Here is a 22,707-nt window from a genome sequence, read left to right as displayed (position 1 = left end):
GCCTTTAAATAAAACATTTAAAATAACATATCTAACCAAATCTATGACTCAAAAGGTGATTTCTTCACCTCATCATCTATATCACTAGACAAACTTCCTAAGAACACTGTAATATCATCTATTTGCTCTTGACTTAATTTTACATTAGTTTGTAAACTAGCCATAATACGCACAGCCTCTTTCAAATCCTCCACAGAACCATCGTGAAAATAAGGACCTGTATGTTCTATATTTCTTAATCCAGGCACTTTAAACAAATATTTCTCTGCATCTTTTTTACTTAAATCAGCTAATCCATTATCAATCTTAGCAGATTTAGTTTCTTGCCAATAATCACCGTACACTCCGAATTTCTGGAACATCTGTCCTCCTAGTGCTACTCCATTATGACAAGTAATACATCCCACAGAAATAAATGTTTCTAATCCCTTTTGCTCTTGTGCTGTTAATGCAGCTACATCTCCATCTAAGAACTTATCAAATCTACTCTCTGGCATTAATGTACGTTCAAATGCACCAATGGCATTAGTAATATTTTTAAATGTGATAGGTTCTTTATCCGATTTATATACAGCTGCAAACTTCTCCTTATACATATCGATTTTACGCAACCTATCTTCTAATTCTTTTTCATTTTTAATATTGTGCTCTACTGGATTTAGAATAGGCCCTCCAGCCTGCTCTTCAACATCTTTTGCTCTCCCATCCCAAAATTGCATACTATGTAAAGCTGCATGAAAAACAGTAGGTGAATTACGCCCCCCTAAAGACCCATCATCTCCAGGAGAAAAGGCTAAATTATCTACCCCATAGGTATTTAAATTATGGCATGAATTACAGCTGATATTTCCATCTTTAGAAAGATTCGTATCAAAATATAAATATTTTCCTAAGGCTACTTTCTCTGGATCTAAATTTGTATTCTCTACAGAAGAAATAGGTTGAAAATAAGCTGAGGCTTTAGTTAATAATTCTGATTTGTTTTCTTCTTTATGATCTGAACTACTTGTTTGTTCCTTTTTACAACTGACAAATGCCAATAATACAGTCAATAAAACTAGATGCTTTTTCATATTTAATACTACTTTGATTTATGATATCAAGTTACTTAGTATAAAGAAGAAGAAGAATGACATATATCACCTTACACCACTACTTCTGGTTTTACTATTTATTCAACTTTAAACCCTTAAATCAACCATAAACTTAAAAATAACTATCAAAAAACAAACATCACACAATATTTATTTTGTTTTATTAAATATTTACTCTATTTTGGCTATAACCAACAACGATAAAATACTATGAAAACAATTTATTCTCTTCTTATCTCTTTCTCTTTAGCGATAATTTGTACAAGTTGTCACACCACAGAAACAATAGTATCTTCACCCTATAAACTAAAGAATGAAAAAACAGTAGTCTATTCCGCTAAAACCTTTATGTTTAAAAATTACTTTTTCACCTATGAGAACGGTGAAGCTACTTTAGTATATCAACAAGATGCTAAACTAAATGAAAAGACAGAGCCTGTATATTTAACACTAAGAGAAAATAAAGAAAACACTAGATTTCAGGAATTCACAGATAAGACTAAACAAATTACTGTAAAAATTATTAGTGATTATGAAGTAAGGTTACAGTTAGACAAAGCCCGATATACATTATATACTTCTAATCATTTAAAAGAAGTAAATGCCGATACTCAACGTATATTAGCAGATATTGCTTTATGGAAAAATGAACGTTATTAATATTATATAGCCTTCAAGGAATCAAAAGGTTTTCTACTAAGTGTAAAATAAGCTAGACTATTATAATATCTAATAAACAGAGAGGAACTATTCAATGAATAGTTCCTCTCTGTTTATTACCACCTATTTTAAAAACTACCGTTATCAAATACTATTAAAAATAGCTCCTATATTATCTTTTCTAAATATTTATAAACTTGGTTCATAGCCAGACACTTCCTCTCTTAACCAAGTCGGAATTTCTATTGTTTTCTTCTCTTTAATATCGATCATCACTTGTGTACTCGTACCTATCGCATGCAAGATCAAATCTCTATTCTCCCCTTCACTAACAATAGCGTATTCAATCTCAAAACTCTTACCTCCCATTTTTGATATCCTTACACCAATTCTCGGGTGTTTTACATCTAGCTTAATCTCTTTAACATAATTACACGAAATGTTAGCAATAACAAACATATGCTTAAACCAGTCCCATGTTTTACTTGCCTGATTCATATAATACCCTCTACCGATTTGAAAATAGTCTATATAGATTACATTATTAACGTGTCCTAAGGCATCCATATCACTCCATCTTATTTCTAATGGGTGGTAAAACCTAAAATCATTACTATTAAATTCCATATTTACTCATCTAAAGTTTGAGATTCAAGATATAAAAAACATATTAAAACACAACTCTACTTTCTTCATAATATCTAAACTCTATGCAAAAAGTTTTTATTTCAGAAGTGTATTGATGTTATTCTTCATTTATGGTATTGTTCACATCATTTCTTTTACTTCCAAATATGGCTTCTTTCCAATTGTAATCCTTTTTTAAAAAGCTGATTTCTCTCTTTAAATCAAATCGTTTGATAACAGTAAGATTAAATGTACTTGTCAATAGTCCTGTTTGATAATCCTTTTTCATATTTAGAAATAAACCATTCGCTATAGCAGATGCACTAATTATCCATTCTTCCCCAATATAACCAAGAGAAAAACGCCCTACTACAGAAGGATTAACTGTAAAAATTCTTTTATTCGTTAATAAGTTTTCTTCTATTGCTCCATTCACACCAAATGTAAATGCGCCTGCTACCAATACTTTTTTATACGGTACCCAGTTATACCCATACCCTATATTAGGACCAAAATGATATGTACGTTTATCATAATCTTGCAACTCTTCAGAAAAAACCGGAATATTCCGTAGTGATGAATAAAACACCCCTCCTCCTAATAATAAAGAACCTGCAGATTTTACTTGTACTTTATTAAAGTCGTAAGCAGCACCTAAAGAATACTTTTCATTATTCCATACGTATTGAAACAAGGCTCCATACATATGAATTTTAAAATCTGGAAATATATCATCCTCTGTTGGGGTATCATCTTTATGATCTCCTGTATAACGATAAAATCCTTTATTTCGTTTGTAATATAAATCAATCAGAAATTTATCTCCATAATGATGATATTGAAAATCTGTTGCTTTTGTTTTCCCTTTTTCTTTTTCTCTCATAAAAGAAAAACCATGACTAAAACTAAAAGAAGAACTACCCCATAAAAAACCTACCCCTATACTCACAGGTTTATTAGACTCAAAAGTCTGTGTGCTTTTTTTATCTTCTAAAGTATAGTCTAACGCTAATACATCCTTACCAAAAGCAAACTTAACACCATAAGACTTTATATGATCTCTTACATAAGTAGAATCAACCTGTGCAACAACAGACATTGACAACGAAAAGAATACTAATACTATTAAATACCTCACTATAACTGACAATTAATTATCTCAAAACAATATTAATAAAAAAACCTCTAGTCTTACAACTAGAGGTTTATTAAGTTTTTAATAGACTAAAAGATTTAGTTTACATCATAGTAGTCATATACATGATATTCGTTAAATGCAATTTCTTCATCACATTCTAAAGTTGAATAATGCTTCTCACCAGCATCAAATAGAACAAGATTTAAACGTTTAAATAATAAATTCAACATTTCTTTCTGTCCTTCTTCATCCAACTCTAAGGTCATTTTTACAATGTGCTCTTTACTTTCTGTGCTTTTTTCTTTATCTACACAGATTAGAGTTGCTTTAAAGTCACTAATACCTGTCAAAGATATTCCTACAACTTTAAATCTCTCTTGATCTACATCAAAGTACTCCCCAATACTACTGATGTAATTCCCTTTTTTTGCTGCGATGATATCTGATATATCAGCCGCAATACTTCCTGTGAAGTCATTGAATTGTACTTCTGCTTTCATAAAACAACAAAATTTAATTTTCTTTTCATTGATAAAGATACTAAAACATTAGTTCTCACAACATTATATATTATTTTTAAATTACTATCCATTTTTAAGAAACTTTGAGACACTATAACCTATTTTTTTTGATAAAAAACAATATAAAAACCAATTATATCTTAAACAATTCAAATTATTTGTATTTTTTTAATATATACAAATACGTTTTAAAAAAGTCAAACACTCATTTTTATCAAAAAAACAAAAAATAAACATATAATATAAATATAACCTTAATTTCAAACAATATTGAAATTAATAAAACAACGAAATTTCAATATTAAAAATATATCCAAACAAAAACTATTAAAACAGTTCAACAAAAAAGTAAAAAACAACACTAACAATTCACATTACGTCAATCATTGACATTGTGAAAATCTCATAAAAGCGCGAAACAAGATATTTTTTATTAAAAACACATATTTTTTTTCATTTACAAGCTTCTTGTTGCTTTCTTTATGATGTATAAAATATCCTTAGAAGTACTTTCGTTTTCCCATTGATTACAAATTCCTATAACAAAATCAGGCCTTGTTTTAGATGCATCATTTAACCAATTACCTACACTATCCTTCACATACTTAGAAGTATCTCCTTTCAAAGCTTCTAATAAAGGAAGTCCCATTTCAGGATCCTCTTTTAATTTGTCAATATGTTTACACCACACTCCTCTAGGTCGAGTTGACTCTGTCGCAAACCTTCTTATGTATTCATTTTTATCACTAGTCCAGTCAAGTAGTAGTATTATACTTTCCTCTAGATTATCTGTGATATCAGCACGTACCGCCATCCAACAAATTTCTCTAACACCAAAATGAGCATCCGCCGCAAAGTATTTAATCTCTTCTAGCTTTTCGCTGATACTTAATGTTTCATCATAACCTATGAAATAGGTCGCCCAACAGCGTACTAAATCACTTTTATGCTTTTTCAGTAGCTCAAACAATTCTTCATCTTCATTTTCTTTTGTTAAACAAAACAGAGTATATCCTATACACTGATTAATAGAATTCACTGTTGGCTTTTTTATACTCTCTATAGCATCTAATACTATGTCTATATAAGTGTCTTTTTTTAAATCTGATAATACATGCTGTACCAACAACCTCTGATCAATAGCTAGCCATTCTGTCAAATTCACACTTGACAACTCACCTTTATTTAACATCGCTAAAACATCTTCAGGAATATCTTTAATTGACCTTGCTCCTTTTCTATTCTCCATAATGAACATTCTTAAAACAAAATAAAGCTCTTACGAGCTTTATTCTTTATCTATATAATAATAGGACTCTACTGTAAAGATAAATATACAGTCTAAATGTTACAAAACATTAATTACCTCTTTCAATTCTAATCGATTACCATAATTCACATCCATATATCTAAAGCTAATTCTTCCCTCTTCATCTACTAAATAGACAGCAGGTATATTTAACTCCGCTTTTTCTGTTTGATTCAGATGCTTTAGATCTATTCCAAGCATTTCATAATGAGGCTGTACGAAATCCTGCAGTTCAAATTTGATATCTAATGCCTCACCTAATGTTAAGTCCTCATCCTGAACAACCGAAAAAGGCATTTGAAGTTCTCTCTTCCATTCTCTAAGTTGCTCTATATTCATTGGAGATACCACAATCACCTCAACTCCTTTATCTTGTAACATTGGATAATAACTCATTAAATGAGCCATCTCTATATTACAAAAAGGACACCAATTTCCTCGTACAAAACTCACTAAGGTCTTTTTCCCTTGAAACAACTTGTCAATAGAAACCTTCTGATTATTTTCATTTATCACTTCCATAGAAGAAAACATCATTCCTACTTCTGACGTTGTACCAAAACTTTTTGTTTGCAAATCTGCAATAGAATTACCAAAAGCGTTTAGAATTTCCACTGGTACTTGTGATTGCATTCCTTGAGTAATTGTATCTAATGCTTGTTTTATTTCTTTCATATTAAAATCTTATTTTTGCAAAGATGATAATCACTTTATTATCATACAATACCGCATATATTTACCCCATAGGGATAAAAAAGTCACTTTTATGAATACAAAAGCACGAGCAATAGAAGAAAAAATTTGTCCACTTGAATTTGCAGTTAATGTAATCAGTGGAAAATGGAAAATTCCAATCGTTTGGCAAATCAATCAAGGTCATAAACGACCAAGCGAAATGCTAAAGGGAATCATGAAAGTAGACCGTCGTGTACTTAACCAACAACTAAAAGAATTAGAACAAGACGGAGTCTTGTACAAAATAAGTTATAATGAACTTCCTCCTAGAGTAGAATATTTCCTTACCCCACTAGGAGAACAATTAGTAGAAGTTTTATGGAAACTAAATACTTGGGGCGAGACCTTATTAAAAGAAAAAGAGACTACCGAATAGTCTCTTTTATATTTTATTAATACAAATCTTTACTCTTTAAAGAAATCATCATTTCATTATTCTCTACGATCATTTCTGAGTTGGTAAACTTAGCAGGGATATTAGTAGGATACCAATTGCGATCAGGTGTCACCATAATAATCAAACCTTGATCATCTCCCAGTGCCAAGAACTGTTCTGTAGGTTCTGCTTTTTTAAAATAGCTTAGATTATATTCTTGAATTAACTTCTCTGCCTCGACTATTGGTTTCTCTACCACTACACCTATCTCACTAATACAAGTAATTTGTACAGGATCAAAAGGTTCTTTCAATGAAAGTAAAATATCTTCTCTTGCTATAAACTCTAAGATATTCCCGTTATTATCTGTAAAATAAATAGACTTCGCCTTCCATGCTTCAAAATGAGTAACCAAATTACCTTCTACATTCTCTATTAAATCAACATGCTCTCTTGACCAGATTAATGCTTCTTCTATCTGATTAGAAGGAATATTAAAAGCAAAGTGATATACATTGACAGGAGTATCCACCTCTTTAAACGTAAGAATAGTTTCTCCTGCTTGTACAGCAAAGCTCTCTTTCGTCTCTTCAATAATATCAAAGTCTAATACCTCTGTATAAAACGCTCTTGTTTCTTCTAATTGGTTTGTCTCTATATCTAAATTTACTATATACATCTTCTATTCTTTTTTATAAAAACAAATATCCTTAAACAGACTCATACTTACATATTAATTCCTCATCATTTATTTATATCTAGATAGATAAAGACTATGAATCTCTTACTTACCTTATATTACTATAAAGCATATATGTAGTATAGTACATCTCTCCATACTTGCTATCACTTAAGAGAAAATCAAAACCAAAAACACAATCATACTTCACTTCTCCTGATTTTGTTTCGTATTTCTGAGCCAATACCTTAACTTCTTTCTCATTAAATAAATGTATCTCTAGAGTAGATCGATCTATATCCATTGCAGCAACAGCTTGCATCTCTTTACCATCAAACAACAGCGGTATACGTACTTCATTTAATTCTAAACTTTCAATATAGTTTATTCTATTTTGCTTTAGGTCATACTCAGTAGTATGTTTCTTTTGAAACCAAATATTATCAATTCCAGCACGTTGTTCAGCAAGACTGTATCTAAAGTCTTTATTTAAAAAAGCAATTTTATCTTTAGTAGAATCATAATGATAACGGTGTTGTCTTACTTCTGCATTATTTAAAGAAACTGTAATTAATTCTTCCGAAACTAAAGTATACTCTTTGATAGGTATACGTTTCTTATCTGCGTTTTTTTTATAAAAAACTAGACCTCCTATAATCAAAACAATCAACAACAGATACATCATTACCAAAAACTTAAACTTGTTCCTCTAACTTAACCTATTACAATAAACAACTCTTCCCTTTTACTCCTACTCCTTTTTCATTCTGCAGTATTAGTGTAATATTATTTTCTATTCAATCACCTCATCTATCTATAAGCTCCACCATTCCCTCTTACCTCAAACTCATCACAACAATTTATCTCTTGTACCCATTCGATAAGATCACTTTCATCTACACATAAATCACTATAATCTTCTTTATTACCTACTTCAGTATACTTTTGCTTCATATGCTTAAAGCACATCATTGTTCCAAAAGAGCTATTTCCATAAATACTATAATCCCCATATAGACAACCATAACAATTCTTAAATGAATACCCTTGAGGCAACTGTTTCTTTAATTGGTCAAACGCTACCTCAACAAATCCACTCTTCCCTACCAAAACCTCTTCCTTCCATGTCAATTCAGTCCTAACTTCTTCATGGAAACTTGCATTATCGGATTCTTTATAGCTACCATGACTAAAGCACATCATTAATTCTGCAAGCTCTGTAATCCCATCTGATGACAATAAATACTGAGATACAGTAAATTCAAATTGACAATCTGTCAAACAGTTATCTAGATCTGAGGCAAGAGTTATCCATGTACTATGAATGATTCCTTCTTCTAAATCTCCTTGATAACATAAATCAGTAAACTCTCTCCCTTTAAACAGTAATCCTTCTATTTCTACAGAGAGATATTCTCCATCGTAATGTATTTCTATAGGAACACTCTTATTCTTATGAGTATAAACACCTTGATACACCATCCTCAATCTTCTTTTATCTAATTTGGTATTTCAACAATAAAAACTTTCTAAATAACTGAATTAGAGTGCAAATGTATAGCAAAATCACAAAATAACTTTATCCCTTTTGGATACTTTATATCGCTGTACACAACTCTATTAAGAAACCATTATGATCTAAAACATACCCTACCGTCTGTCCCCAAGGCTTTACTGTTACAGGCTCATATACTGTGCCTCCTGCTTGTTCTACCTTTTGGATAGCTGAGGGTACATCCTCCACAACAAAGCCTAACTCGATCCCAAAAGGTTTCTCTTTACTCACCTGTTGATACCCCTTACTCAAATTACTACTTGCCAACCCTACTTGTGCAAAAGCAATCGTAGTATCTCCTGACACAAGCTCTGCATAATCAGCCTCTGGAGTGATGAACTTACGCACAAACCCAAATGCCTCTTCATAAAACTTTACAGTAGTCTCTACATCTACCACATACATAATGGTATAACTATATTTTATCATTTCTTTCTATTTAAAAAATTCTTCTTCTATTTCAGTAAACTCCTCTTGCTCATAGCATTTAATAGTTTTATCCTTTATCATAAAAATAGCTTGACAATGTTTGTATAGCACATCCGCTATATGTGAAGAGATAAACACGATACTCTCTTGAGACAAATGCTCTAGATACTTCATCAAATAATAATTAGCCTCTATATCTAGCCCATTAAAAGGTTCGTCTAGTATATACATCTTATACTCTTTCTGAAGTACAGCATTGAGATAGACCTTTTTCCTCATCCCTGTAGAGAATTCCTTGATTAACTTATCAGAAGGCAAGTCAAACAACAATTGATTCCCCAGTCCTTTTTGTCGTATTAAATGTTGGTAAAAAGTATAAAACTCCTCTGCTGTTAACTCATCATATACAGCAGGTTCGGCACTGCACCATCCTACCTCTTGCAGAGAAATAACCTTGTCATTTAATTCAACAGTACCTTTATACTTTTCTAAGCCAAGCATACATTTAAATAGAGTAGTCTTCCCTTCACCATTCTTTCCCATTACTCCATAAATACCTGGTTTATCTATAATAAACTGAATGTCTTTTAGAACAAGATGATTACCATAGCTCTTTTCTTTAATATTTACTTTCAACATTCTTTATCTGATTTAATTGACGAATTGCTCGTTTATACAAAAAAGGCATCGCTAATAATGGCAAGCCAATTCCTATAAGACAACTTGCTATAAACAATTGATGTTTTAATTCACTCTTATAAAAACTATACTTTAATACCGTGTTACACATTGGTAAAACTAGAACTAATACTCCCCAAAACACATAGTTCCAATCAAAAGACATTGCTAACACCAATAGTAAAACAGGCATTATAACTAGTAAAGAATTAAACATCTGTCCTTTTACCTGCTCTTCCATATACTCTCTACCACTTAACACACTTGTCATAATCTCTGTTTCCCTTTCTCTTTCAAAAGTTGGTATCATTGTTAAGATTCCTGCCAAGACAAAACTCCCTATAACCAAGTTTTCATTACTGTGATTCACTCCCATTATACTAAACAAGATCACCAGAGGTAATATCCATAACAATTTAAACTTCCTAAAACTAATCCTCCAAAAAGGATCTACTAATGAAAAAGGATACTTAACCACAGTTGACTGTTTCTTGGGGATAAAAGATAAGAGGTAGTATAACACGACTACACTCCCCATTCCCACATACTCTTGGTTCGCTATCAGCACAACTAAAAAAGGAAAACTATACAACAGATATTCAAACCACAATACTATCCGATAATGTTTATATACTTTTAACAATTCTATATCTGTTCTACTCAAGTGATATAGAATAACATCTAGGAATACAAAATAAAAAAGACCACGAACTACTTCATAATTAAAATATGCCAACACAGCTGTACCAATATATAATCCGATTATTAATGACATAGCTGTATAATCACCTTTAGAGATATACTTTCTAAAACGTATTTCTATTAAGTATTTTAAGAGGGTTAGCATATCTTTTTAATTTATACTACAAGATAAGTATTAAAAACTATCTATTCGTTACGAACAAAAACAAAAAAGTCGAAGCACTAACTTCGACTTTTTTTATATCTTTTTATTAGTCACTGTGAACTGTTAACAGTACACTGCAAACCTACCCCTATCCCTCAAAATCACCACAATCGTGAATATCAAAAGACTCTAATAAGCTCTTTAATGTATAAAAGCCTGCAGGTCTATACAGTTCTTGATCGATTACCTGTCCTTTTACAGTTAATTGATACACAGGATAATCATCTACTCTTTCAAAAACGAACTCATTTAATGGAGTATATATGGTTATCGTTTTATCCTTCTCTTCTATTTTAGTAATCTTATAAGAGATTTGTGTTTGCAAATCACATGCATTCATCAAGTTTATCATCTCTCCGTCTATAATAATATTAGCAACATCGCAAGCGTAGCAACTACCTCCAAACTCTAATCCATACTTCTTAGTCACTTCTTTAGCCTCTTTATCACTAATCTCCATCGGAACCAATAACTCACTTTGTAACTGCTTTACTTGCTTGCTTTCAGAAACAGATACAGTCGTTTCCAAACCTGCCTGTTCTACAGTTTTCTCTTCAATTGTATTATTCTGTTTGCAGCTCATCGTTATAGCTACTATACATATCAGCATTAATGCTCTTTTCATACCTTCTATATTTTCAGCAAATGTAGATATTATTACAACTAAACAACATCCCTATAAACAACTAATTTGAATACTTTCTCTAAGCCCAAAAATAGCTTTTAAAAATTCAAGAACGTGATTAACCTAGATAGTAATATCACAATAAAACTTGACTTTGTTAACCCTGAAAGTGCTGATGAGTTTATTGAAAAAGGTTGGGATGAAGAAAAACAGATGTACTACTATCTATGTTATTTCAATAAAAAAGTAAAGTAATCAAAAAATGCATCATAGTCCAATATTTATAATACATTTTTTTATTATAAATACTAACATTTAACATCTACTCTAAAAAACCATAAAGGCTGGGCAAACATAAGATTTGACACTAAAAACTTCATAAATGTTAATTTTTCACAATAACCTCAATTTTAATTAACAATTATTTTATATACATTCGCCATTGATAAATTAAAAACATAAACTAATTCTAATTAAAAATGAAAAAAACACTATTTTTTTTACTACTACTATCAACTCTTTCATGTAGTACAGATAATGATATAAAACATGAAGAGTATATAAACAAAGAAATCTCATCTAATGTAAGTCAACAAATAGAAACTACTAAACAACTTTTACTGAAGATTTCATAAATTTACCAAAAAACAATAGGTTTGAAACTCCTTTATGGGATAAATACTCAGTAGAAGACTATGGCAATTTCCAACATATAATAGTGCCTACTTTAAATTTAGTTGGCTTTAGAGAGTTTGATTTAATTGTAATTGTAAAAGATACTAATAGCTATTATGTACTAAAAAGTTTATTACCTCAAACATTTGACTCAAAAACTATAAACATAAATGGCATAGAATATCAACATACTCGTTTAAAACAAACAACAAATAGCAACGTCAATGAGAAATATAGCACTAGAAGTTGGATGGATGAGATTACTTTAACAACAACTGGAGGAGGAGTTAGTGGAGGAGGTAAATTAATTGGTCTTCCGATGGAAAGAGAAGAATTGGGAGGATATGGATCTGATTGGACATACGACCCTTCTTTTGATCCTGGAGGAGGAGGTAATTCTAGCAATGAAATAATTATACCTGCTACTCCTGAGGATAATCCTTTCAAACCTAAACCATATGAAATATGCAACAAATCAATTAATGTTAAAACAATTGGAAATAGCTATAATGCTTACATAACAGGTTTAGGTATTACTTTAGTAAACTATAATGGCAAAATAGTAAATATAAAAATACCAAATTTATACATTACAGTACCTAATTATAATATTAGCTCAAACAAATTTGAAGAAAATATAAAAGGAGCTTGGAGTATAGCTATTCAAAAAGCAACACGAGGCATTGGAAACAATCCAAACCCTACAATAATAAAAGACAATGTACAAAAATACATGATAGAGTGGTTAGCAAAATCATCTATTGTTGATAAATCATCTATTTCTGTCTCAACATCTAATAATATAAGTGTTCCTGAAACAAAAATAAATTACTGTTTATAATATTTTAACAAGTATGAATAAAATTAAAGTATCATTAATATCGGAAAAAATATTTGAAAAAAGTTTTCCAGAACTCTATAATGTAGTAAAAGAAAACTGCCTATTTAATATAACAGAAGAAACTACTTTGGAAGAGTTTGGAAATTTTCCACAAGTAATACAGAAACAAAAATTCATGCAAAATATATTTGCTAACGATGAACTAATTTTCAAAAATGATTGGTTAAAAAAAATATTAGAGCCTTTAGAAAAACTATTAAATAAAAAATTTTATAGTACAGTTGGAGGAAATCATTTTTCATTTACAGCATTTTGTTGGTTAGATGAATTTAATACTGAATCAACACGATTCTCACTAAACTTAAATATTAGCTTCAAAAACAATTTTTTCTCTATAGAAATAAGAGAATCTAAAAAAGTAAAAGATCCTGATTACGAATTTTTCAAAACCAAAATAGAAGACTATGAAGAATACTATTTCAAATCAAATAAAGTTTATGTTTCTCCAGTAAAACCATTTCAAAAAATATTTTTAGAAGTAGAAAATTTCATTAGAAAAATATTTCCTGAACATAAATTTTTACCTAGTTATTTTGATTTAATTAAAGTGCAAGGATTATGTGCTAATAATGATTTAAGACCTAATACTACAATCAGTATATGTTTATTGGATAAAGAAGGAATCTTAGAAAGTAAATTTTTAGAAAATTTACTTTCTGTTATAGGAGATATATACTATGGAGATTTTCCAAAAGAAGACTTAGTTATTAGAAAAACAGTATAATGTTTAGTTAAAAATAACTATATATATAAATAATAAAAAGCTCCTTAATTGGGTAGTAGTGGTCGGAAGAAATTCTGACCACTATTATTTTATATAATAGGTATTTTATTAGTATCTCCTCCTGTTAAAGCTACAATAAGAGCGAGGGTGTCCCGTGAACTGTGCCATTAAAATAATTGTATAATAAAATATATACATTAGTAAAATGAGCACAGAACAAAAAAAGAAGGATTTAATTTCGAGAGTTTAAAGAACAAGCAATGGCTGATAAGGATATAGTTCATAGATAGCATTTGCTTCATTGATAGAGTATCGGGAGACTGACACAGTTTGTGTTACACTCCCAATCTAGGGTTTAATTACTTATTCTTCTTTCTGCATGATTTCTATCTTATACATAATCAAATCTATCGCTTCATTTCTCCAGACAATATCTCCATACTCTACGATAGCCTCACTATCTATAAAAATCCCTGTAGGACTACTCCAACACAGCCATGCAATCATTTCTTCTCTTGTCCACGTAGACAATTCTTCTTTTATCTCCACTGGAGACATACTACAAATCCTATAATTAGGATGTAAGTGAGCTTCTATATCCATAACTAAGCATTTTAAAACTAAACACTTACTCATCATCAAAGAACATTCCAAATCAATGAATAATATCAAAATAATTATCTTATACCCACAAAAAAAGCACTGTCATAAACAGTGCTTCTCTTCTACTATATCTTCTAAAAATTCTTATATCTCATTGATTTTTTTGACAATCAACTCACAAGTATAATCGCTAATTACTTTAATATCCTGAACTTCTAATTGCTGATCGTACTCTTTCTCGAATACCGTACCATTACCTAAGTCTATCACATAAGTCAATTCAGTAAACACACAAGCTAAACCTACTTCTATAGCTTCTGCTCCTTCTATTAGTTTGAATCCATCTAAACGGATAACAGATTGTATTCCTTCTGCTCTATCCCATACAATACTTGGGTTGTCTAAATCTATTTCATTAGAACTTTCCTCTTCTACTTCATTCTCTTCTGATACCTCATCTTCAGTAGCAACACTTTCTTCCTCACTAGTCATAGACTCTTCTTCTACTACTTCCTCTTCATTAATAATAGACTCCTCTTCTTGGTGCTCTATAGTATCAGAAAGTAATTCTTCCTCTACTAACTCTATCTCTTCTTCTGAAACATCTAAAGTATACTGACCTATAATCTCATCAAATAAGTCTCCAAAACTCTCCGTTACATTATTTTCTACTTCTGTAAATAAAGGACGTATCGAATGCGTAAATATAGACTCTAACCAGGCAGCTGATTTCACCTTACTCTGCTCTTCTTCTTTCGCTTTTAATTGACGCTTAAGCATCTCTATTTGGTTGTAGAACTTCTCAGATTCTTCAATAGACTTCCCTTCTTGAATATCCACCACCATCTGTTGCGAACGAAGAATTTGTTGACCTATATGACCAAACAAATCATCTTTAGCTCCCTCATAGCATAATACATCTGCAAGGTATTGTTCATACGCTTTGTTCTCCTTATCTGTAATCCAAAACGGAGTATATACGAATGCAATCAAAATCTGATTACTCAGCATACGTGCGATAATTCTATTCCCTCTATCAAAAGGGCTAATCTTCAAGAAATCAACATGAAAGTTTAATGCCACATCGATAGGGTGCGGTGCATATTTCTTTCCTTTCAGTATATAATCGATAGCCTCATTCGTACGATTGATCAGTTCCTTCATCTCAGCTTTGACCTCTGCCACTCCTGTATAAGGATATTTATCCCCCTTATAAGTAACCATCTCATTAGAAGATTGCTTCCATTGTCCTATCGTTAGTTTCTTCTCTGCATCTTCTTCATACATCAGCTTAGCGTGAAGCTCTTTGATATACTTCTCAGACAGATGTACCTCTACTAACCCTCCACCTAACATATCTTTTAAGACCTCATCGTGCTTCTTGATTTCCATCAAATCACGAAGAGGTTTATTCTCCACATTCACCATTCCCGCAATCATGCTGCGTATCTCTTCTTTAGTCAGTGTATTTCCCTCTGTACCATTAGAGTAATAGTTACACTCTAATCTATACTTCTCTGACAGCGTTACAAATTGCTCACTATTCAATCCTCCTAGTGCCTCTACCTGTTGCTGTAAGTTATCTATCTTTATTTTTACCTCTGTATAAGTCATCTTCACTGATTAATTTAAATCTATATACCTGATTCTATTTATCTTATAAAACCCAACGTATATAACCTCGCCATTTCTAATCTCACACCCTTTATCTAGCACAAAATACAAATAGCTAAACAGCCCTCTAAGTCCTATTGTTTACTACAAAAACAACCTTCTTATGAACTGTTTCTTTTCGGCAGGCGAAGTTAAGAATTATCCCTCATCCTAAAAAATCATGTAGTATACTATTTAGATAATATTCTGAGAAAAAATAAGCTAGTAAACCTCATGCTATAAATCATAGCAACTTATCGATTTCATTAGGTTTTAACGATAAAAACAATGTATTTTTGTAACCAATGTATAAGGTTGTATAAGATGGTTACAGAAGAATATATATCATTAGCAGAAGCTGCAGAGCTTTTGGGTAAGAGTAAAGAGACATTAAGACGTTGGGATAGAGATGGCAAGTTAGAAGCCGTTAGAGAACCTATTACTGACTATCGCGTATATAAAAAATCGGATATACTTACTCTTTTTGGAGATTTTATATCAGAAGCAGACACTACCAACCTAAATCAAGTAGAGCCTGATCACACCTATAGAGTATTAGAACTATTCGCAGGTGCAGGTGGTTTAGCTATAGGCATGGAGAAAGCAGGTTTTAAATGCGTTGCTTTAAACGAAATAGACAAATATGCTTGTCAAACTTTACGTTTAAACAGACCACATTGGAATGTATTAGAAGGAGATATCAAGAACTTTTCTTTTGCAGCATACCAAGGTCAAGTAGATGTAGTCACTGGTGGGTTTCCATGCCAAGCATTTAGCTATGCAGGTAAACGCCTTGGTTTAGAAGATGCAAGAGGAACACTATTCTATGAGTTTGCACGTGCAGTACAAGAAGTACAGCCTGCTATCTGTATTGGGGAGAACGTAAAGGGCTTACTAAATCATGACAAAGGAAAAACCCTTGAAGGCATGATGTCTATCTTAGACGAAATAGGGTATAATGTTGTCCCTGTTGAGGTATTAAAAGCTATTCACTACAACGTTCCTCAAAAGAGAGAACGACTAATCTTAGTCGGAATACGCAAAGATATCCCTCTGCCCTATCACTACCCAACAGCTTCTAAGAAAATATATACTTTAGCGGATGCCCTAAAGAAAGGAGAGCTATTCGATACAGATGTTCCTACTTCTAATGGAGTGAAATACCCACAAAGCAAAAAAGAAGTATTAGACTTAGTACCTCCTAAAGGATACTGGCGTGACCTACCTTTAGAAATTCAAAAGGAATATATGGGAGGTAGTTTTTACCTTGGTGGAGGTAAAACAGGTATGGCAAGACGTATCGGATGGGATGAACCTTGTCTTACACTAACGTGTAGTCCTGCTCAGAAACAAACAGAACGCTGTCATCCTGATGAGACCAGACCATTCACGGTACGTGAGTATGCCCGAATCCAAACCTTCCCTGACGAATGGCAATTCGCTGGCTCTATGGCACAACAGTACAAACAAATCGGTAATGCAGTACCTGTCAACTTAGCAAAAGAAGTAGGGTACTCTATCATAAATTTCTTAAACAGATATTATAAAACAAGAGAGAGGAATTAATTCCTCTCTCTTGTTTTATAGCTTGTCAAAACCGTTATAATACTTATAGTTATCTGAAGTAATCTGATCTAAGATACTTCGCTTACTTTCCTTAATATCTTTCTTTATTTCTTCTAAGGCAGAATTAGACTCATCATTATCAGCTACACTTAGCGAATTTTTATAGTCTTTAATCACACGAGGCAAAGCTTTATACAATTGATACAACGCATCTTCTTCTCCTGTTAATAAAGCATAGAACTGATCTCCCGATATTTTATACACTCTACTGTGGCTGTATTCTTTACCATTAATATCACCTTTCCAATGTTCATTAAAGCTGTCTTTAGCCAATATCTGTACCCAATAGCACTTCGCCTTTTTATAATCATCTGCATATCGTGCCAACTTCTGAAACAGCGCTTCAGAAGAACTACTATTCATCGTATTGTGTTTATTCTTAATATCTGCAAATAACGTATCGTCATCTGCTTTAATATCAAAGCCACTTAACTTCCCTACTTGATACCCTTTTATTCCACCCAATACTTGCTCATGAAATGTACCTATAGAGTTATTAATCGACTTATCTACCTGACGCAATATCTCTGACTGTATTAGGTCTGCTTCATTCATCTCATTAAAGTGTGCGTCAAAGGTCAACTTAAAAGTATCTACCTTATTCTTATAAAAACTCTGCTTAGACACATTACTCTTAGCTTTCACATACGCCTGATGTAATACTGCTATACAACCTAACAAATGCTCATCTGAAACAAAACTGACATACTTATTTGCCATGATCTACTTTTTATTGACTAAGGTACTATTTATTCTTCTTCTAGCAATACACGTACTTTAAACAAGTCTTCTAAAGTTACGACAAAAGGTAACCCTATAGGATTACTATTCTTCTCATATTCACTCATCGACATATAATCGAAAACTAACTCATTAAGGTCTTTTACCTCATCAAAAGCTACCATTAAATAATCCTTTGTTCGACTATTTACTGGATATCCTAAACCTTTTATTTTTTGATGACTATAATAGTCATAACTTCTTGTTCTATCTATTTTAAATAATTTAGAAGCTTGCAACTCTCCCGCCTCTCTTAATAAAAGGTATTCTGCCTCAATAACATACTTTAAATCTACTGCTCCTTTCTCATCGCCAATTCTAAAGTTATATAAACCATACTTTAAATACCATTCTAAGTGCTTATCTGACTTACAATACCCTACTAATACTTTTGTACTCTTAATATCTACTTTATTTCTATCAAAATGAGGAGGTAACACACCTTTAGTTTCATATATAGTACGTTCTTCATTTAATATATGATAGCTATTATTTACAATACGCTCTCTCTGTGAAGTTCTATCGATTAAATGTTCTATAACTTTATCTATAAAACCAGCTAATTCTTTTATACCTGTATTTTCCTTAGATGGACAGATAGAAAAAGCTCCTAAACCTGGCAGTATTTCATGAAAACCTTCAAACCTTTTTTGATTACTACCAGGGTACAGAATATAAGCTCCTCCTGTACGACGAATAGCATCCTTATAAGCATGCATCTTTAGTAAGTCTACATTCTTAAAAGTTCCCTTTCTCTCTTCCTCTTTAACTTCTTCCTCTGTACCTACCTCAACAACGTCTTTCTGAAAATCTTGTATCTTATACTTCGCATCGAAGTGGATATGTACTATAGCATCTTCTCTCTCTGCTTCACTCTCTTTAAACACACTTGGCCATATACTTAATGTATAATCTGGTCTTAATGTAGTAGTCCAGCTACCTGCCTTAGTCATATCGTCTGTTCCTCCACGGAATGAACGGTTATAACTAAACCTAATACATAAATTTCGTGACTTAACTGTACTTCTCCCTTTTATATCTAAAGCCTTACCTTCTTTTAATATAACTTGTAGTCCATCTTTATCTACCTTAATTAAGTCTGAACTATTAAACTCTAAACCAAACTTATCACACACCAATTGTTTCAATTGAAAGAATACCCAATACTCATAGAGCTGAGCAATATTCTTCTTTCCTCCTTCATAAACATCATCGCCTCCCTCCCAAGTTAACCGAGAAGCTAATTCAAACTGTAACCAACGATTTAGCACCTCTCTATATCCTGCTCTCTTTTGCAGAGTGGGGCTATTTAGTTTTAGAGACTGTGCCTCTTGAATCGTATCAAAGAAGGAATGAGAAACTAACTGTCTAATATGCTTTCCTAACAATTGAGCTTCTTCTTTAGCGAACACTTTATTATGCTTACTAAATACTTGTTGACAATGTTCTATAAAGTTTATAAATGCATTGAGAACAAACTTCACAAATCTATTCTCAGGAGTATTATAAGACTCCTTCTTATGACTTAAATATATCTTTTGAGGTAATGAAGGAATTACTTTTGACAATGGATGAACACTATCCAACTGTATTCTTTGACTTGAGGAAGTAAACTGTCGAACCTCTTTACTCCCTATGCGTTTAACACGAGAGATAGGCTGTAATTCATGTACCTCATCCCATTTAGTAGAAGGATTATTGAATATCTGTAACAACGCTTCATCAAACTCTGAAGAACTAATAAAGGACTGAACAAAACAAAACTGCTGATATAATGACTGAGTATCATTATCGTAATCAACTTCAAAAGATTGGCGAACGGGCGTTTCTACCTCCATTAACAAGTCTGTACAGACATCTGTGATATCTTCTAACATCTGACGATAATTAGTACGATAGCTTGTATCTAGATCCTTATCAAATTTAGTAGCTAGTACTTCTACATCTATCTCCTTTACGACTACCTTGCTTGCTGTATGTTTTACAAATAACCTTAAAACACCTACATAGTAATTAGGTTCTAGTCTTCCTCTATTAGATTGTCTTTTTGATTGACGTATAACACTCTTCACTGAGCAGACTAATTCATACTCAGTACTACCTACTAATTCATATTCATAATAATGCCCTTCTGCTATTAAATATGGTTTTACTCCATAGTCCATAGCTTCTTCAGTATCCAATAGATATAGTTTATCAGAACTATCAGTAACTATTTCTAACACCACTCCATCTAGAATAGGAATAGATAAAACCTCTACCTTTTTATGTTCAAAATTAAGCTTCTGCATAACTAGTGAATCCATTAGCTATCACATTGTGGTACATACGCATTAACTTAGCATAAGATATTGGATATTTAATATTATCTATATTCTGCTCTCCTTGAATAATATCAAAATCTTTAGCATTTATTAAACATAGCTCTACCAAAGTTTCTAATACCTTCACAATCTTAGAACGAGAACCATGAAGCTTTGGTAACAGCTTTTGCATTATAGCAATATCAATTCTATAATTGATAATATCTTTTTTCTTAACTCCTTCTTTTTGATACATCTCAGGATAATCTAAATAACTCAATTGATTAATCAACCTCAATACTTCATTTGCTGTACGATAACCAAACTCTGCTCCTACTTTAGACAGCTCAGTAAAAAACTTTAATAATTCTTCCTGAACGACTTTATCAGATGTTTTCGTTACCTTTTCTGACATCGTCAGAAACCCTTTAGACATCCTTTTTCCTTCACATTTTAACTCTGTAAATTTGACACCATTGGGTAAAGCAAAGTATTTACCTAAGTCACTTACATCTAATCTAAACTCTATAACATTGGCTCTATCTAATACCTTAGGACTAAACATATATGTAGTCTCATCAATATTTACTGTTCCTATAATAAATAGGTTATTAGGCCACTGAATAGTCTGAGGGATTCCCCTTCCTTCTGAGCATCTCCTAACATCTCCTGTATATAGTTTAATACTATCGTTACTTTCCATCACACTTAAGAAATCTGCAAAATAGCGTTCTACATGACTTAGATTCATCTCGTCTAAAATCATAAAGAATGGAAGGTTAGGATTATTCTGTGCATCTAACATTAGTTGTAAGGCACCATTATCAGGAGTTACATACATAGTTGCATTTAATCCATCAGGATATCCTAATAAAGGCTCTCTATTAGTCCAATCCGCCCCTACAGGTATTATTTTATATTGAGTATCTTCTTGACAAATCCATTGCACAAAAGCCTGTGCTAACTTTGTCTTTCCTGATCCTGATAATCCATTTAACAACACAAAAGGTTTAGTTACTAAAGAAGTTACGAAACGAGTTACTAATACTGGATCAAAATATAAGTTAGATTTTTCTAAACTATCTGTAAAAGCTTTGATAGTAAAATACTCTTGATCTTTATCTCTAACTATAGTCTTCTCTTTTCTAACAACTTTTTTTACACCTCCACTTAACATCTCAATATATTTTGACAAACTAGCACTGTAAAAACCTCTATCTGCATACGATTTAGGTTTACTATACAATATAGAGCTTGTATCCTTTTGATAAATCTTTACTTCTTCCAACAATTTATTAAAAAACTGTACATCTTCGATACCATAAATAGAACCTTTCAATTGACCTGCCTGATTAAGCAACTCACCTAAATTATCCATTGCTTGTAGATAAGAAGAACTTGCCCCTGATCCTTCAGGAAATTGATTCTCTAAAAACTCTTTAAATTGACTTTTCCTCTTCATCACTATATTAAATCCTAAATCATGTAATATTCTAAAAGGTAACTCTATACTATTTCCAAAGTCAGATAATAACAATTCTTCCCCACCTTTTAATTTATTAGCTTCTGACAATACTAAAATAGGAGGATACATATTGTTATTATATATCAAATCATAGGTAGATGAGGTTCTTTTTTTTCTAAGCTCAGGGTTACTATTTATTATCTCTATCGCTTTTAAAATATCTTCTCTTTTTATATCTCTTACTTTACTCATTGTCTATATAGTTTTGCTACATATTATAAATCTAACATATATCCTATAACAAATATAACCAATCTTTAAATCTTCTTCATACGGTTTTCCTCACCACCCATAAAAAAACACCATCCTCAAGCAGTCTTACTATCTATACAACTATCACCTTCCAAAAATCACACCCTATTCTATTTTTCAAAAAAACCCCCTACCTTTCATCATATCAAAACATTACGAAGATAATACGTTCTTTTATACTAAGCAGTTATGTATGGATGAAGGCAGAGTGTATCTAGCTTTAAGCAAAGTCCTTCAACACTTCTTCAACAATACCCCAAGATTGCTCTAGGAGAGAGGTAGTTTGTTGAAGGAATCTTGAAGAAGTATTGAGGCAGTGTTGAAGAAATAAG

At 31.8% G+C, this 22,707-nt stretch carries 23 protein-coding genes and 1 pseudogene; 6 read left to right on the top strand and 18 right to left on the bottom strand.

Annotation, left to right across the window (positions count from 1 at the left end):
- Positions 1–41: 41 nt before the first annotated feature.
- Positions 42–1,073, bottom strand: coding sequence for a cytochrome-c peroxidase (locus AABL87_RS08410; protein ID WP_341277176.1), 1,032 nt, complete (start codon positions 1,071–1,073; stop codon positions 42–44).
- Between the two features lie 231 nt (positions 1,074–1,304).
- Here AABL87_RS08410 and AABL87_RS08405 point away from each other — a divergent pair, with 231 nt between their 5' ends.
- Positions 1,305–1,754, top strand: coding sequence for a hypothetical protein (locus AABL87_RS08405; protein ID WP_006262012.1), 450 nt, complete (start codon positions 1,305–1,307; stop codon positions 1,752–1,754).
- Between the two features lie 189 nt (positions 1,755–1,943).
- Here AABL87_RS08405 and AABL87_RS08400 read toward each other — a convergent pair whose 3' ends face one another.
- The 5 genes from AABL87_RS08400 to AABL87_RS08380 form a co-directional block, all read right to left on the bottom strand.
- A complete protein-coding gene (locus AABL87_RS08400) occupies positions 1,944–2,381 on the bottom strand; it encodes an acyl-CoA thioesterase (protein ID WP_073145312.1) in 438 nt (145 codons plus the stop codon).
- Positions 2,382–2,499: 118 nt separating this feature from the next.
- The gene (locus tag AABL87_RS08395; RefSeq protein WP_286395587.1) at positions 2,500–3,519 is read right to left on the bottom strand and encodes a DUF4421 family protein; all 1,020 of its coding nucleotides are present in this window, start codon (positions 3,517–3,519) and stop codon (positions 2,500–2,502) included.
- 95 nt (positions 3,520–3,614) lie between these two features.
- Positions 3,615–4,019: a hypothetical protein gene (locus AABL87_RS08390; RefSeq protein ID WP_006264442.1), complete on the bottom strand. Its 405-nt coding sequence runs from the start codon at positions 4,017–4,019 to the stop codon at positions 3,615–3,617.
- Positions 4,020–4,497: 478 nt separating this feature from the next.
- Positions 4,498–5,289 carry a DNA alkylation repair protein gene (locus tag AABL87_RS08385; RefSeq protein ID WP_016650449.1) on the bottom strand — a complete coding sequence of 264 codons (792 nt, stop codon included), beginning with the start codon at positions 5,287–5,289 and terminating at the stop codon, positions 4,498–4,500.
- 99 nt (positions 5,290–5,388) lie between these two features.
- Positions 5,389–6,024, bottom strand: coding sequence for a peroxiredoxin-like family protein (locus AABL87_RS08380; RefSeq protein ID WP_016650448.1), 636 nt, complete (start codon positions 6,022–6,024; stop codon positions 5,389–5,391).
- 91 nt (positions 6,025–6,115) lie between these two features.
- Here AABL87_RS08380 and AABL87_RS08375 point away from each other — a divergent pair, with 91 nt between their 5' ends.
- Entirely contained in the window at positions 6,116–6,460 is a 345-nt protein-coding gene (locus AABL87_RS08375; protein ID WP_016650447.1) for a winged helix-turn-helix transcriptional regulator, read from the top strand.
- Between the two features lie 16 nt (positions 6,461–6,476).
- Here the strand turns inward: AABL87_RS08375 and AABL87_RS08370 are convergent, their stop codons facing one another.
- From AABL87_RS08370 to AABL87_RS08340, 7 genes are all read right to left on the bottom strand, one after another.
- Positions 6,477–7,139, bottom strand: coding sequence for a VOC family protein (locus AABL87_RS08370; RefSeq protein ID WP_016650446.1), 663 nt, complete (start codon positions 7,137–7,139; stop codon positions 6,477–6,479).
- A 109-nt stretch (positions 7,140–7,248) separates the two neighbouring features.
- Positions 7,249–7,824: a hypothetical protein gene (locus AABL87_RS08365; protein WP_225581638.1), complete on the bottom strand. Its 576-nt coding sequence runs from the start codon at positions 7,822–7,824 to the stop codon at positions 7,249–7,251.
- A 125-nt stretch (positions 7,825–7,949) separates the two neighbouring features.
- Positions 7,950–8,621, bottom strand: a complete 672-nt coding sequence (locus AABL87_RS08360) for a DUF6304 family protein (RefSeq protein WP_016650445.1) — start codon at positions 8,619–8,621, stop codon at positions 7,950–7,952.
- A 115-nt stretch (positions 8,622–8,736) separates the two neighbouring features.
- Positions 8,737–9,099: a VOC family protein gene (locus AABL87_RS08355; RefSeq protein ID WP_341277201.1), complete on the bottom strand. Its 363-nt coding sequence runs from the start codon at positions 9,097–9,099 to the stop codon at positions 8,737–8,739.
- Between the two features lie 30 nt (positions 9,100–9,129).
- The gene (locus AABL87_RS08350; protein WP_341277175.1) at positions 9,130–9,762 is read right to left on the bottom strand and encodes an ATP-binding cassette domain-containing protein; all 633 of its coding nucleotides are present in this window, start codon (positions 9,760–9,762) and stop codon (positions 9,130–9,132) included.
- The gene (locus AABL87_RS08345) at positions 9,743–10,648 is read right to left on the bottom strand and encodes a hypothetical protein (RefSeq protein ID WP_341277174.1); all 906 of its coding nucleotides are present in this window, start codon (positions 10,646–10,648) and stop codon (positions 9,743–9,745) included. The genes AABL87_RS08350 and AABL87_RS08345 overlap by 20 nt, the downstream gene beginning before the upstream one ends.
- A gap of 148 nt (positions 10,649–10,796) precedes the next feature.
- Positions 10,797–11,333 carry a hypothetical protein gene (locus tag AABL87_RS08340; RefSeq protein WP_016650443.1) on the bottom strand — a complete coding sequence of 179 codons (537 nt, stop codon included), beginning with the start codon at positions 11,331–11,333 and terminating at the stop codon, positions 10,797–10,799.
- Between the two features lie 102 nt (positions 11,334–11,435).
- On the opposite strand from AABL87_RS08340, the pseudogene AABL87_RS08335 reads away from it, so the two are divergent.
- From AABL87_RS08335 to AABL87_RS08325, 3 genes and pseudogenes are all read left to right on the top strand, one after another.
- Positions 11,436–11,588, top strand: a pseudogene (locus tag AABL87_RS08335) (nucleoid-associated protein); the annotation flags it as partial.
- Between the two features lie 463 nt (positions 11,589–12,051).
- On the top strand, positions 12,052–12,849 hold the full coding sequence (locus AABL87_RS08330) for a hypothetical protein (RefSeq protein ID WP_341277173.1): 798 nt from the start codon (positions 12,052–12,054) through the stop codon (positions 12,847–12,849).
- A 13-nt stretch (positions 12,850–12,862) separates the two neighbouring features.
- Entirely contained in the window at positions 12,863–13,633 is a 771-nt protein-coding gene (locus tag AABL87_RS08325) for a hypothetical protein (RefSeq protein WP_341277172.1), read from the top strand.
- 363 nt (positions 13,634–13,996) lie between these two features.
- Here the strand turns inward: AABL87_RS08325 and AABL87_RS08320 are convergent, their stop codons facing one another.
- Positions 13,997–14,236 (bottom strand): hypothetical protein, encoded by a 240-nt coding sequence (locus AABL87_RS08320; RefSeq protein WP_006262027.1) that lies wholly within the window; start codon positions 14,234–14,236, stop codon positions 13,997–13,999.
- A 144-nt stretch (positions 14,237–14,380) separates the two neighbouring features.
- Positions 14,381–15,850, bottom strand: coding sequence for a Fic family protein (locus AABL87_RS08315; protein WP_016650441.1), 1,470 nt, complete (start codon positions 15,848–15,850; stop codon positions 14,381–14,383).
- A 363-nt stretch (positions 15,851–16,213) separates the two neighbouring features.
- Between AABL87_RS08315 and dcm the strand changes: the two genes are divergently transcribed.
- Positions 16,214–17,455 (top strand): DNA (cytosine-5-)-methyltransferase, encoded by a 1,242-nt coding sequence (gene dcm / locus AABL87_RS08310; RefSeq protein WP_341277171.1) that lies wholly within the window; start codon positions 16,214–16,216, stop codon positions 17,453–17,455.
- A gap of 15 nt (positions 17,456–17,470) precedes the next feature.
- Here dcm and AABL87_RS08305 read toward each other — a convergent pair whose 3' ends face one another.
- From AABL87_RS08305 to AABL87_RS08295, 3 genes are read right to left on the bottom strand one after another with little or no spacing between them, the layout of a single operon-like run.
- Positions 17,471–18,235, bottom strand: coding sequence for an Eco47II family restriction endonuclease (locus AABL87_RS08305; RefSeq protein ID WP_341277170.1), 765 nt, complete (start codon positions 18,233–18,235; stop codon positions 17,471–17,473).
- A gap of 29 nt (positions 18,236–18,264) precedes the next feature.
- Positions 18,265–20,601 (bottom strand): DUF2357 domain-containing protein, encoded by a 2,337-nt coding sequence (locus tag AABL87_RS08300; RefSeq protein ID WP_341277169.1) that lies wholly within the window; start codon positions 20,599–20,601, stop codon positions 18,265–18,267.
- Entirely contained in the window at positions 20,573–22,315 is a 1,743-nt protein-coding gene (locus AABL87_RS08295) for an McrB family protein (protein ID WP_341277168.1), read from the bottom strand. The genes AABL87_RS08300 and AABL87_RS08295 overlap by 29 nt, the downstream gene beginning before the upstream one ends.
- Positions 22,316–22,707 lie beyond the last annotated feature (392 nt).

The organism is Myroides sp. C4067, from assembly GCF_038039665.1.
Taxonomy (GTDB): Bacteria; Bacteroidota; Bacteroidia; order Flavobacteriales; family Flavobacteriaceae; genus Flavobacterium; species Flavobacterium odoratimimum.
This window is presented reverse-complemented; position numbering and strand designations above follow the sequence as displayed.